At 43.1% G+C, this 13,686-nt stretch carries 12 protein-coding genes; 5 read left to right on the top strand and 7 right to left on the bottom strand.

All coding sequences use genetic code 11. From position 1 onward, the window contains the following. Nucleotides 1-66: 66 nt before the first annotated feature. From D1814_RS11740 to D1814_RS11730, 3 genes are all read right to left on the bottom strand, one after another. Complete coding sequence (locus D1814_RS11740) at nt 67-1,086, bottom strand: FecR family protein (protein WP_118492452.1); 1,020 nt, start codon at nt 1,084-1,086, stop codon at nt 67-69. Nucleotides 1,087-1,138: 52 nt separating this feature from the next. Then, nucleotides 1,139-1,666 (bottom strand): RNA polymerase sigma factor, encoded by a 528-nt coding sequence (locus D1814_RS11735; RefSeq protein ID WP_118492450.1) that lies wholly within the window; start codon nt 1,664-1,666, stop codon nt 1,139-1,141. A gap of 149 nt (nt 1,667-1,815) precedes the next feature. Further along, nucleotides 1,816-2,613, bottom strand: coding sequence for a hypothetical protein (locus D1814_RS11730; protein ID WP_118492448.1), 798 nt, complete (start codon nt 2,611-2,613; stop codon nt 1,816-1,818). 360 nt (nt 2,614-2,973) lie between these two features. On the opposite strand from D1814_RS11730, the gene D1814_RS11720 reads away from it, so the two are divergent. The 4 genes from D1814_RS11720 (at nt 2,974) to D1814_RS11705 (ending at nt 6,325) form a co-directional block, all read left to right on the top strand. Then, nucleotides 2,974-3,648, top strand: coding sequence for a DUF6998 domain-containing protein (locus D1814_RS11720; RefSeq protein ID WP_118492444.1), 675 nt, complete (start codon nt 2,974-2,976; stop codon nt 3,646-3,648). 166 nt (nt 3,649-3,814) lie between these two features. Further along, on the top strand, nt 3,815-4,171 hold the full coding sequence (locus D1814_RS11715) for a RidA family protein (protein WP_118492442.1): 357 nt from the start codon (nt 3,815-3,817) through the stop codon (nt 4,169-4,171). Nucleotides 4,172-4,370: 199 nt separating this feature from the next. Next, a complete protein-coding gene (locus D1814_RS11710; protein WP_118492440.1) occupies nt 4,371-5,159 on the top strand; it encodes a lipase family protein in 789 nt (262 codons plus the stop codon). A gap of 92 nt (nt 5,160-5,251) precedes the next feature. Beyond that, a complete protein-coding gene (locus tag D1814_RS11705) occupies nt 5,252-6,325 on the top strand; it encodes an ADP-ribosylglycohydrolase family protein (RefSeq protein ID WP_118492438.1) in 1,074 nt (357 codons plus the stop codon). Between the two features lie 129 nt (nt 6,326-6,454). Here the strand turns inward: D1814_RS11705 and D1814_RS11700 are convergent, their stop codons facing one another. After that, nucleotides 6,455-7,543: a Gfo/Idh/MocA family protein gene (locus D1814_RS11700; protein ID WP_118492436.1), complete on the bottom strand. Its 1,089-nt coding sequence runs from the start codon at nt 7,541-7,543 to the stop codon at nt 6,455-6,457. 297 nt (nt 7,544-7,840) lie between these two features. Between D1814_RS11700 and D1814_RS11695 the strand changes: the two genes are divergently transcribed. After that, complete coding sequence (locus tag D1814_RS11695) at nt 7,841-9,004, top strand: AI-2E family transporter (RefSeq protein ID WP_118492434.1); 1,164 nt, start codon at nt 7,841-7,843, stop codon at nt 9,002-9,004. A gap of 197 nt (nt 9,005-9,201) precedes the next feature. Here the strand turns inward: D1814_RS11695 and D1814_RS11690 are convergent, their stop codons facing one another. The 3 genes from D1814_RS11690 to D1814_RS11680 form a co-directional block, all read right to left on the bottom strand. Beyond that, nucleotides 9,202-10,947 carry an alpha-amylase family glycosyl hydrolase gene (locus D1814_RS11690; protein WP_118492431.1) on the bottom strand — a complete coding sequence of 582 codons (1,746 nt, stop codon included), beginning with the start codon at nt 10,945-10,947 and terminating at the stop codon, nt 9,202-9,204. A gap of 358 nt (nt 10,948-11,305) precedes the next feature. Then, a complete protein-coding gene (locus D1814_RS11685) occupies nt 11,306-11,803 on the bottom strand; it encodes a DUF6644 family protein (RefSeq protein ID WP_118492429.1) in 498 nt (165 codons plus the stop codon). A gap of 10 nt (nt 11,804-11,813) precedes the next feature. Further along, entirely contained in the window at nt 11,814-13,670 is a 1,857-nt protein-coding gene (locus D1814_RS11680; RefSeq protein WP_183037598.1) for a DUF6152 family protein, read from the bottom strand. Nucleotides 13,671-13,686: the final 16 nt, after the last annotated feature.

The following is a 13,686-nucleotide window of genomic DNA, read 5'->3' as shown; positions in this document are numbered from 1 at the left end:
GACCAATAGTGACAAAACAAATACTACTCTACATCTACACGAGACGTGTTTAAGCATGGTGAGTGGCTACTTTATTTGTCTCACTATGTAATCCGAACTCGTTCGTTCGACCGAGAATTCTTGCATTGAAGATAATAAGTTTAGAGACTCACTAATATCACGTAAACTAAACCGCCCTGAGATAACCACATCTGGATCGCCGATATATCTGAGGGGGCTTGACGAATAACGGTTCAATCTTGCTATCACCTCGTTTATAGGTGTGTCTTCAATACTTAACCACCCCATCCTCCAACTTGGAAGCTGCTGTGGCGTGAACACCGAGCTTGATATAATAACGCCGTTTTCGAGCGTTATTTCTTGACCTCTATTTAAGAGAATTTCGCGGTCGGCGCTAATTCTTACCGTACCGTCGTAAACTTTTACGATAGTCTGACCTTCTAGCCTATCAATGTCGAAAGCAGTCCCTACAACTGTAATTGTTGCTTCATCTAAATCAACAATAAACGGTCTTTGTGGCGCATGCGTCACGTCAAAATATGCCTGACCTTTGGTAAGTTTAACCTCCCTCTTTTCAGCACTAAACGCTACGCTTATTTGACTATCACCACCCTGATAAACAATTGAACCATCATCTAGTACGTTAGACTTTTCTTCTGTTATAGAAGTTGAAATAACGTTAAAAGTACTGGTTTCATAATCAGCAAGGGCAGACAGTCGTTCCTCAGAGTTCGCCGTTAAATCGACATTACCCGAAGTGAAAAACACGACAGCACATGCAATACAGGCCGCCGAAGCAATTGACCAATAAGTAGCTATGCGACTACGTTCCACCTTACCCTCTGCATTTTTATTTTCAGTTAGACCATTTTGAGGTAGTGGCGTGATATTCGTTGTGATTTTTGTTGAGAGAGCGATTGACCGTGCAGCGAGCTCGGGCTGCCCCATTGCGGTAGCTATCTTGCGAAAAGCAGCCTTGTTTTCTTCTATAGCAAGCCAGTTCGCGAAATCACTCTGCTCTTTTTCGCTTAATTCATCAATACGATCAAACCAGTCTGCTGCTTCCTCTAAAACTATTGATGTCATCTTATTACGCCGTTAACCCTGCAGAGTAAAACCAAGAGGTAGAATTTCATATTTAGTTGTCCTCTAGCCATCCAGCTTCTTCAAGTTTCACAGTGATTTCGACCATCGCTCTTGTTAAGTGTTTTTTGACCACTTCAACACTTACACCTAACCTTCTAGCGATGTCATCTCGCGGCAAGCCTTCTACTCTTCGAAGCAGAAAAATTTCTCTTCTGATAGGTGACATGTTCAGGAGTATATTGTCTACCAGCGCCAGTTTCTGTTGATTAAGATAAGTATTACTTGGCGAATAATCGTCAGATTGAATACTTACTTCTTCAATATCGACGTACTGCGGAACACTTTTTTTCTGAAAATCGTATAAGACTGTTTTAGATACCGTGATCATATAGGCAAGTGGAGAGTCTAATTCCGATAGTTGCTTGCTTCTCTTCGTCCTTAACACTGTCTCTTGGAAGATATCTTCAGCTTGGCTTTTATCGACCGTTAAACTTCGGATGAATGCCTTAAGCGACATAAGTAAGTTTTTCACGTCGTTATTTTCTAACTCATCCCAATGTAAATCTGCCGCTGGTTTCATTGTTAGTTAATTTACCGAAATTCCGTGAAATTAGCATATACCTTTTGTGTGACACTAAGATTTCAGAAGCCACGTAACCTCATTTAAAATCTAGCTGTACGCCTCAAATACTAAATGAAGTGAGGTGAGAAAACTCACCTCACTGAAAATTAATAGATATCTAGATAAAACATATCTTTGAGCAACATGTTTTCACCTTTTAAATAAGAAGGGTTTCGGTCACAAGTATTTTCTGTTCCGTCAATTATTCCAGCTAAAACCCTCCCTCCGTCAGTTCTGCACACCGTTCTTTCATGCGGTCTAAGATCCCTGTTAATTGGGTTTGTAGAACCAGGGAAAACACTATTTTGTCCAATACCAGAAAGTTCTTGAACTCCCGGAGCCCATGTTTGACCCGGCCCTCTGGGATCTTTCCAATAGTAGCAGTAGTTTCCCGTTCCAAATGCCCAACTGTCGAAAGATGCCCTACTACGCTGGTCGTGATAATTACCGTGAGAGTACTTTCCTACATAAACCACTGGGTGACTACCATCGGTTTCGATTTCTGATACAGGTTTGGTGTATCTACCATTGTGCTGCCAGTAAGTGACGTGCTTTATAGAGCCATTTACAGTGTGCACCGTTACTGGCTCCCAATCATCTGAGTGACCACTGTCAAAAGTAGTACAACCATTTTGATTACCGTAGTAAGCCCAGTAAGTAATGAGTGAATGACTATTTCCGCCTACTAATTCGGAATAGCTTTCTACATAAACAGAAGGAGGTGATACCTGAAATGAGGATTTGCTATTGCAATTACCAGAGTTGAGCCCTTGAGCAGGTTCAGTTGGCCAGCACTGTAAGTCGTTTCTTAATTTATAAACAGGTTTGAAATCTGTCTCAATCTCGCCGAACGCTAAAAAAGGAACGAAGACTGAAACACCAATAAAGCGAGTAATTTTGTTCATTAAAAGTTTTCCCCAAATTAGCTCTATTTAACAGTTGTCTTACATATATATGAGAGCTAAAAGCGAAAAAAGGGGACAAAATTTTTTAAACTGAAAATAACCGCTATGCTGAAACAAAAATGGAAAGTTATTGATAGTCTAAGCGCTTCAAAAAATGTCGAAATTAACCTTTACCACCCTTTCGCAGTGTTGATGCGCATGGATGCATTTTTCTCTGAATTACATGAGTCTACAGAGCAGCTTAATAAATTTGTTCGTTCAATTAGTTTATTACAGGAGTTGCTTTTGTCTTGCCCAAATTTTCAACCGTTCATTATTGAATTAAATACAAAATAATTAGAGACCATAACAGGAGTTAAAATGGCCCTGACACAAATGCAAATCATTCAGTCACTAGGCGAAGCAATGTCGTGGTTTGAAAGGGAAATCACATGGGGTGTTCCACCTACAGAGTTGCGTCACCTCATAGGAAGAATTGGTGAATTGTACGCGGCTTTAATCACTAATGGACAAATGGCGAGTGAAGTAAATCAACAAGGTTATGATGTTGTTAGCGCAGCTGGTGAGAGGGTATCAGTAAAAACCACAGCTATGATGGGCGCCAGTGGTCACATAGCGTTTAACCCTAACACATTACAATTCGTAGACCGTGTGATTGTGCTAAAGGTTAATACTGAAGAAATGCAAATAGAAACATTGCTAAACGAAGAAACAGATGTAGCAAAAACGTTTATGCGTGAATCTAGCGGAAATAGTGGAAAGTTAATCATATCGCTCTCTAGACTACTTAATACCAATAAAATAAAGAAAGATGTATCTACTGTTAATACAGTATACAAAGCACCTTACACAATTAAAGAGCTTGAAAACGGTACTATCGAAGTCTACAAAGGAGCTGAACACATAACGCCTGCAAAGCCTATCCTTCGGGAAGTGGCAAAGCAGCTCAATCTGAGTATTTTAAATGGCAACGGTAACCCTTTTAATACGAGGCAACTCGGCAGTTTGATTATTAGAACGTTAAAAGCAAAATAGCTGTCAAAAGTAGTGGCTCTCAATGAAACTACACTTTCCTTCCTTAATTTATTGGAAAAGTGCAGCGTCGCCTTTTTTCGTAACACACTAACAATTGAAGTAACCCCGCAAACCAATTAAAGTCGCTCAACACAAACTCTTCCCACTTCCTGAAAGGCTCTAATTCATGAACATTGAACGAATAGAAACCAAGCAGCGCATGAGTCGCATTGTGAAGCACAATGGCGTTATCTACTTATGCGGGCAAGTATGTGCAGATGCTACGCAAGATATCACCCACCAAACTCAAACCATGCTTGATAAAGTGGATAGCTTACTTGTTCAAGCGGGAAGCGATAGAAAGCATATGCTTTCAGCGACCATTTATCTTAAAACCATGGATGATTTTGCGAAGATGAATGAGGTATGGGATAACTGGGTCCCAGAGGGTTACGCCCCAGCGCGAGCTTGCGTTACAGCCGATATGGCACGCGAGGCGCTTCTTGTAGAAATTTCTGTTGTTGCTGCTGAGATTGCAGAATAAGCATAGAAAGCAAAAACGGATTTTAGGCTTTGTGATTACTGGTATTCCCCCACTACATAAAGCCTTTTTATCCTTAATTTCCCCAAAAAATTGGTCACCGTCATATCTTTGAAATAAATATCCTATAGCGTATAAGGTTCTCTGAAAGTGCCGTCAAAAGCATTAATTCAAAATGCACATTGCTCCGATATGAGTTTTCATGAAGAAATTGAAACGCTATCAATACGAACGATATGCCATCCTCTGTCAACTCGCCTACCCCGACGCCGACGCGCAATACAAAAAAATATTAGACCCATTTCATGAACGCCAACTTGTCGACAAATACGGCCGAATGAGCGTAAGGATATTGTGGGTTGAAAACAAAAAAGAAGTCATCATCGTTTTTCGTGGTTCGTTAGGTTTTAAAGATTGGTTCGCCAACTTGTTTTTCATACCCTATAGATTGCGCCAGTTGAACAGAAGCTTTTTTGTTCACTGGGGCTTTGCGAGGCTACTTGCACAACCAATGTATTCAAGTACAAAAACCTCAGAGGACGCCTTACCTCTTAGAGAGTTACTCGTCAAAGTACTAGAGCCTCTTCGTGCCCAAGGTAAACGCTTTTCATTTATCGGTCATTCATCAGGCGGAGCGGTTGCTGTGCTCATGGCCGATTATTTCCAAAGGCGATACCCTAAGTCGGTAAAAAGAGTGGTGACTTTCGGCCAACCGGCGGTGGGCACGCGCTCGTGGTATAAACACTACACGCTACACCACAGGACCTACCGTATTTGTTGCGACTTAGACGTAATCACCTTTATGCCGCCCTTTCCTTTTTACTTTTGGCACGTGGGTAAAATGCTTTGGCTGCACGACGACAAAATATATGAAAACACACCTACGCATAAGCGCTTTTTTATGTCGCTTCAAAGTTGGTTGTTGCGACCTATAACCTACCACTACATGCGAAAATATATCCGCAACAAGTCGTTGTTTGACGAACATTAAAAGCGATCATTCCTGGCCGTTTTTGCGTAGTGAAAAAGGAATTAATACACGTAATACCACCTAAATAGCTTATTTGGCAGGCGAGATAACATATGGCTTCATTAATTAACCAGCGCGCAAGAGCAGCACTTAAAAACGCATTTGTTGGCGATGCACTCGCTATGCCGGTGCACTGGTTTTACAACCCTGCTGATATCTACAAAGCGTTTCCGTTAGGAATAGAGCAGTTTGAGGATGCGCCGTCTTTTCACCCTTCTTCAATAATGTCGCTACACTCTACACAGAAAGGTGGCCGCGCAAACAAAGCATCAGCTAGCCAAAAAGAAATAGTGGGTGAGGTCATTCTTAAAGGGAAAAGACAGTACTGGGGTAAAGATAATGTTCATTACCATCATGGAATGAAAGCGGGTGAAAATACGCTTAATGCCCACTGCGCCCGAATTGTACTGACCTGCGCCCTTAAAGGTTATGACACGATTGAGTTTTTAAACCAATACATTAGCTTTATGCGCGCTGATGAGCCCCAACACCCTGACACTTATGCCGAGTCTTATCACAGAGGTTTTTTCGCGAATCTTGATCAGGGCATTCCAGCAGAAAAATGTGGAGCAGTTACCCATGATACGGCTTCTATAGGGGCTTTTGTGTCAGTAACACCTTTAGCGGTAGTGGAAGCAGCTAAGAACACTGCACTTAACGACATCAAACACCTATGTCGTGAGCACTTGTATTTAACTCATCCCGATGAGTCGTTAGCATCGTTGTGCGATTACTATGTTGAGCTGATTTACAAATTGGTTCAGCGCCAAGATGAATCCCCCAAAAATATTTTAGAAGAAATTGCGAGTAAGTCAGCAGGGCTGAACTTGGCTAAGCTTACGGCAAAGAACAAAAGCGATATTGAAGTTGTTGGGCGTATGTATTCGCCGGCATGTTATATCTCAGACGCCTGGCCCGCCGTATTATATTTTGCATACCGCTATGCAGATAATCCGAAAAGAGCGCTTATAGCAAACACTAATGTGGGCGGTGATAACGTACATCGTGGTTTTGTTTTAGGGGCCATATTAGGTTTAATGCGCGGGGCAGAGATATCCCCATGGTTTAGCGAATTAACTAATGCGAAAAAGCTAAACTCGTTAATCGACTGTCTAGACGTTATATGACTCAAGGGGAAAGCTTCGTATCTTGAAACCTCGTACATTCAAGGCAAAACGAACGCCAAACCTAGCATTACATGAACAACGAATTATTAATGCTTTGCTTTTGCCCCTATTGAGCTTATTGATAAAACCTTACAGCCTAACCGTTTGACCAGTTTTTGCTGCTTCAAATATCGCGTTCACGATTTTGATATCAGCAAGCCCTTCACTACCGGGTACCATTGGCTGTCGCCCAGCTATTATGGCTAAAGCGTCATTATCCATTTGAAGTGTTTGCTGCATACCGTCAATAGGTGACAGTGTTTGCCCATTGGACGTTGTCCCCGTTACACCGTTGTAGCTCTGCATTGGTTTTAGCTGATACCAACCGTCTTCACAATTAGCTTTGAAATGATTAAACCCTTTTACTACGCTAGTGCCGCAATCTGCCACCAGCCCGTCGCCAAAGTCCATGGTGAATAAGGTAGTTTCATCAACTTCAGTAAACTTGTTTGGGAAACGTTGAGGAGGATGGCTACCAGTTACAGACAAAGGCTCTCGCCCCGTTAGAAAGCGCGCGCTGTTTATTGCATAAACGCCCATGTCATAAAGGGCTCCGCCTCCCATATGCTTTTGCATTCGCCAGTTGTCTGCCGCCCTACCCTGCCCGGCATAACCCGCAAAGCTCGATACCGCAGTTATATCTCCATAGGGTTTAGTCTCAAGGTATTGACGAAAAGTGCGTGTGTTGGGTTCGTGCTGCATGCGATATCCAATAGATAACGTGACATTATTTCTATTACAGGCATCAATGATAGCCTGGCACTCATCGCTATCCATAGCCATGGGTTTTTCGCACCACACATGCTTTCCGGTATTTGCAGCTTGCACAGCAAAGTCTTTGTGCGTACCCGTAGGGGTTACGACATAGATAACGTCGATATCGTCGTTATTGGCTATTTCAGCCATAGAGCCGTATGTATATACGTTGGCGTCTTTAATGCCGTACTTTCTTTGCCACTTAGGAATTTTTTCCTCGCTACCCGTGATGATGCCTCGCAACTCGCAATGTTCGGTGTGCTGTAGTGCAGGTGCTAATAAATTGGTGCTGTAGTTGCCCAAACCAAGCAAAGCTACGCCTAGTTTCTTTTTAGCAGGCTGAGCGAGTAAAAAAGGGCTGTGGGCAGCGAGTAAACCCGAACCCGCTATTTGAAGAAAATGACGACGAGTAATACGAGGCATTAGCCCTCTCCATAAGACAATAATCCATGTATGCTTTTAATAGTGCTTTACTTGTCTATACAGATCACACAAAAATTACCGAGAGGGATAAGAAAGCTAAGGATTGCGACTATGGATATTTAAAAGGTAATTAGTTCTTCGCTATTTCCTTAAAACATTATCTGTTGAAGTTTGTTCTTTCGTTTCATAATACTAAGCACTGAACTTTAAATATGAAATTCTCGTAATATTTGTATTCATAATCCATTACGTTTACGAATAATCGCGCATATTTCGCTTCTCACCCAAGGCTAAGACATGGATAACGCTGGCTCTACTATTGAAAAACAAAAAAAGAATTTAACTGGCGCATACCCTAAAATAGCCAAGCAAACTAAGCTGCTGAATACCCTAGTAATATTCGCCTTTATCTACACTATGTATTTGGCAAAATCGTTACTCATCCCGTTGTTCTTTTCAGCCTTTATAGCCTTATTGTTGAGCCCACTTGTGGCCATCGCAAGAAAAGTATTTGTACCGCGGGCTATTTCGGCAGGGGCATTAATTGTTCTACTAATAACCCCTTTCACTTTGCTCACTGTAGAGCTTGCTGAACCCGCCGAGCGTTGGATGCACTCTTTACCCAAAATAGCCGCCGAAATTAATGAAGAAATAGAAGAAATTAGCAGTAGTATTGATGCCTATACTACCCCGCCAGCAACTGACGCTGTGGAAAAGGAGCCATCTATTTTTGACTGGTTTGGCAACGATGATTCCCCAACGCTGCCCGTTGGTCAGCCAGATACCTCAAACTCGGTAACCGACAAGCTCAAGCAGAGCGGTATTGATATGGGGATAACCTTGTTTAGCAACGCACCATTCTTATTGGCACAAGTCATGGCATGCGTTGTGTTGATCTTTTTCTTATTGGTTTTTGGTCCTAATCTGTTTCACGTTTTCATCAGAGATTTTCCAGTTGTTACAGATAAAAGGCGAGCATTGGTATTAGTCGATCAAATTCAACGAGAGCTTTCAGCCTACATAGTTACAATCAGTATCATAAACACATGTTTAGGACTGGCTACAGCGGGTGCGTTCTACTATTTAAATATTGAAGATGCGCTTCTGTGGGGAGCACTCGTTGCCTTGATGAACTTTGTTCCCTACCTGGGTGGTATTGCAAGTAGCATAGTGTTGCTAGTGGTAGGGGTTGTTCAGTTTGGACTTACCAGCAGCGCATTTCTGCCAGCCGGTGTCTTTTTGGTTTTGAATATTATTGAGTCTCAGTTGATTACCCCAGCCGTATTGGGGCGCAGTATGCAGCTTAACCCGCTGATTATTATAATTTGGATAGCCATTACAGGCTGGTTATGGGGCGTAGTGGGCGTTTTACTAGCGGTCCCCATATTGATGTGCGTTAAGATTATTCTGGAAAACCTAAATGTTTTTAACCACTGGATAAGGCTCCTTGAATCTAAATGATATATCGGCCGCTAGTGAAATAACGAAATCGTTAATGTATAACTTTCTTTAGCGAGTGATAGCAACAATAAGGCCTAAAGGCTCACTTTATACTTCATCGTATATAACCCATAGGCCTTTTGTTATTGCCTTCACGTGCTCGCTAAGCGAAAGCCCGTATCCCTTGTGCAATGGTGACTATTTGCCTGTTGTAAGAATTAATCTAAATTACTCCGCTCGGTAAGAATTAGAATACCAAAAGAAGGAAGCTTTATTCTTCCACCGTCCAGATGAATTTCCTGCGTGAGCAATCCGTCTGACCATGCAAATAAACAATGGGGGTCAGCTGGCAACCCTGATACCTGATAATCATCTATGTCTTCGACACCTAAATGAAGGTATACCCACACCGATTCATTTTCGATGCCGTTGAATCGGCGATAGCCTAAGACTTTGTTTTTATCGTCTTGATGGACAACCTCTGTATTGGCGCCTGTTAGCCCAGAGGTTGCCTTGTCCTCGCCTTTGCGTAATTGGATCAACGCCGTCACCGCCTCTAGGTATTCATCAAAACTATCGCTTCGTGACCAATCTAGGTCTTTTACGTCGTCAAACCAACCAGACTCTTTAAATTCTTGCCCTTGAAACAACATAGGGATGCCAGCGCTTGTAAGTACCAGCGTCGCGGCTAAAATCCCCTTTTGACGTGCAAAGTAATCGCCATCTACATTTCTAGGCGCAATTTCTTCAACTAAGCGAGCCTTTCCATTAGCCACTTCATCGTGAGATTCGGTATAAACCACTCTAGCAAAGGGGCTGCCGCTGTACTCTTTGGTCAAAGCGTTAACGAGAACACCAAGATTGACGTTTTCATCATTAGATTGAGTAAGCACTTCACGCACTGGGTGTACAAATGCAGCGTCCCATTGCGCCGTGTAACCACAACCGCCATCGTCCAAGAGGTCAGAAATGTAATCGTGCTGATGTAGGTCTTCAGCAATTGTCATTTTTTCTCGGCACTCTTGTTGAATACGCCTATTAATTCCCTTAATTAATTCATAAGCTTCTGGGATATCATCTTCTCCCGAGTCTGCACCAGAGACGGTACGCATGAAAGGCACCATATCCATTCGCAAGCCATCTGCCTTGAACTCCTGAAGCCACATTAAGGCATTGTCGGTAATATAATCCCGTACTTCTTGACGGCCATAATCAGGACGCGTGTCACCCCATGGGGTAGCGGAACGCTCATCGTTGTAGAAATAAATTCCCCCCTTGTCGTTCTCGCTCCAGCCATCAAATTGCCAAATATCTAAGTCACTAGGGCCAAAATGGTTATACACCACATCCATTATGACGCCCATGCCTTGTTTGTGCGCTGCATCGATAAAGCGTTTTAGGCCATCTGGCCCACCATAAGCTTCTTCAACGGCAAACGGGCATGCTGGGTTATACCCCCAACTTATATCGCCAGCAAATTCGTTTACAGGCATAAGCTCTATCATGTTTACGCCTAGCGAAGCCAAGTAATCAAGCTTCTCTATGGCTGTATCGAATGTACCTTGCTCGCCGTTTTTGCGGTGAAATGTGCCGATATGAAGCTCGTAGATAATCCGTTGATGAATAGGGGCGGGTTTGAAGTCTTCTACCTCCCAACTGAAAGCATCGTCATAAACAACGCTGTTACCTACGCTATTGGTCATCAGTCGTGCCCTGGGGTCGTTTTTTACAACGCAATCACCTTTAGCATTAGTCACTTCATACTTGTATTCATGGTCACATTTAGCATCACTTGTTTCACACCACCACACACCATTATCTTGTCTCTGCATACTGATACCCGGTCGATTCCAATCATTAAAATCTCCGGTAAGTGAGACGCTTTGTGCATTAGGCGCCCATACGGAAAAACGATATCCATCTTGTGTTTTTACTACACCTGGACCTATTGAATTATCAGACATTTTATTAGCGCTCCAACGCGAAGGGTTGAATAAAAAAGAGGGTTGCATCGCGATATTAGCGACGACTCAAATAGAGTCCGTTAGGTGTGCAACTCAAGTGCCAATAGTAAAAGTTGCCAACCCCCTGTAAAGTGAGGGTTATTCTTACTGAGCTTCACATAGCCACCGCTTTCTCCCGTAGTTTTTACACGTGCTTAGTAAAATTGGCGGTTAGCGCGTTGAGATACGCGGATTATCATAGAGAGGGCGTTACCCTGGTTTGCGGGGCAACGCTCGAAATGCCAAACTCGTACGTAGCTGTTTAGCTTAATCCGCTTTGTAAAGCTACGATAAAAAATGGACGGCGAATGAGTCGTGTTTAAGGCGTTTCTAGATAGGGGATGAAACGCCCCAATATAATAACGCACACCCACAGTGCTATGGATAACCAAGCTACTATCGCTGCTTCTGCGCTCGCTGCTTGTGATTCGTGAGCATTATGTAGTTGCGGTTTTACCCTTTTTACAAAGTAAAGTGTGTTAACTCCGGCAAGCCCAATAACTAGCATCTTGAGGCCGAATGCGATGTTAACTAAGTATCGACTGGGGTCGCCAATTACAAATAAAACGCCGGTTATCGCATTGATAGCAAACCCAATAAGGGCAAAGCGAAGAAATGATTCAACATGGTTTAACGGAATTTTTTTAGCAACACCTACAAGCCTTAAATCTACTATGAGCAGAGCCCCAAAAAGTAGGCTTAAACCTAAAAAATGCGCCATTTCTAACACTGGAAATACTACAGCGTTATCCATAACAAAATGGTTTAGCGGGCTCGATTGTAATGTATCGATTACCTTGGATAGAAAAGTATTCATTTTTACGCCCCTAACCCGTGTAGCCAATCAAACGGCCAGCAATAATAGCAGTCACCCAACATAGCAGAGTAATGACAGCCAGTGTTTTATGGCCTTTATCGTATTCGTTTGGTGAGTGCATCGCTTTTTCGACCATCAACTTAGTAAAGGTTAGACCCGAAATGACCATTACAATTTTAATTCGAAAAGCCATATTGAAATAAAGTTCAGAGGCGTTGCCGAAGAACAAAGCTGTTCCAGATAAAAGGTTAACCACGAAGCCTATCAGGCTTATCGACCAATAGGGAGCAAAGAACGAAAGAGGTATGGTTGAAGCAAACCCTATAACGCGAGCACACAACATCAGTGAAACGCCCACCATAATCGCCATACCTATGGCGTGTAGCGACAACACAATGGGATAGCCCCATTGAGTACTAGATATGGTTGTTCCAATCTTTGAATCTTCCAGCGAATACAGAAAACCTTTTGCAGTGTCACTTGATTCAATTTCATTGTTGATGGCTCGCGTTACACCTACCCCACCTAAACTGTCAGACCCCCTTTCAGCAGTAAGATCTTCACATTCATAATCAATGTACTTGTCGTTGGTGAAGGTTACTTTGTCCTGCCCTTCCATTGGTGACACTAAATACAGTGGGTCTGTTATCGTATATTTTCGGGTCAAAACAGTGCCATCTTCACTTAACGTAAAGCGCTCTACAATCGTCATTTGTTTACTGTTTTTAGCTGGAGAAGGTGGGCCTGGTCTTCCCTCTGGCCCTCTTGTCCTTGCTTTAGGCATACCTTGTTCACCGTCTGGGCGAGGTGGTCGCTTTTGTCTCTCTCCTTCTTGCCCGGGCGGTGGGCCGCCTGGATTACTTCCCAGTGGAGCCATGATCCAACCTTCATCAAACCCCGTGGTTTTCACAACTAATTCATCACCTTCCCATTTACCTGTCGAAAAACCTGCACGATTAGGCTGGTAATTAGCGGGCATCGTAGTGCCATCTAGATAAATCGTACGCTTCAAGTTCATGAAGCCGTAAGTCAACGTAATTCGTACATCTGTTTGCTCAATATGATTGACCATCATATCGAACCACCAGTCCATAATAATGTTAGTCGGCTTACACTGGTATCGCGGGTTATCAGCTGACGTCGCGCCTTCAACGGCTTTTTCCCCAGCAGGTGTTAATAAAGCTCTACTTCCACCTCTGCCTGGTGGGCCACCACCCGCACGAACCATAGCCCAGTTTCCGGCAATATTTAGTGAGCCGTCTTCGCGAAGGCGCTCACGCGAGCTCAATTCTACGGTCTGCTCTGGAGAGGTGGTGTCAACATTGTCATCCTCGTCATGATGGCCGTCCTCATCATGATAGCCGTCCTCGTCATGGTGGCCATCCTCGTCATGATGGGTATCTTCTTCATGCTCTTCGGTGTGATAGTCTTTGGAAGACCCGTCTTCTAAAGCACCTTCACTTGATACAAGTACATTCCCTTTTTCATCAAACTCGCTATTTCGCGATGCAACAACGCCATTTTCAAACGTAATTTCTTTCATGTAACAGGTAGTAGGATCGGTTCTGTCTGGTGAGCCTTTAATAGAAATGAAGCTACCCGTTTTAAAAAGCGCTTTTGTCCAGCCTCTTCGTTTCAGCAAAGAGCCAGACTGTAATTCGCATCGTTTATTCGTAACCTCGCCGGTTTCATCAATTGAATCAAAGTAAACGTAAGCATGCGGATTAACAAGCCGAACTCTAGTGATGTTACCGCCAAACTCCACCGTGGCATTGGTATCAAATTGTCCGCTACTTCCATGGTGGGCGAATGCAGATAATGAAGTTAATAACGCAGAAAAAATGCATAAACAAGCAAGGTGCCGCATTACTTTTTCCTTGATA

The organism is Alteromonas sp. BL110, assembly GCF_003443615.1.
Lineage (GTDB): Bacteria > Pseudomonadota > Gammaproteobacteria > Enterobacterales > Alteromonadaceae > Alteromonas.
This window is presented reverse-complemented; position numbering and strand designations above follow the sequence as displayed.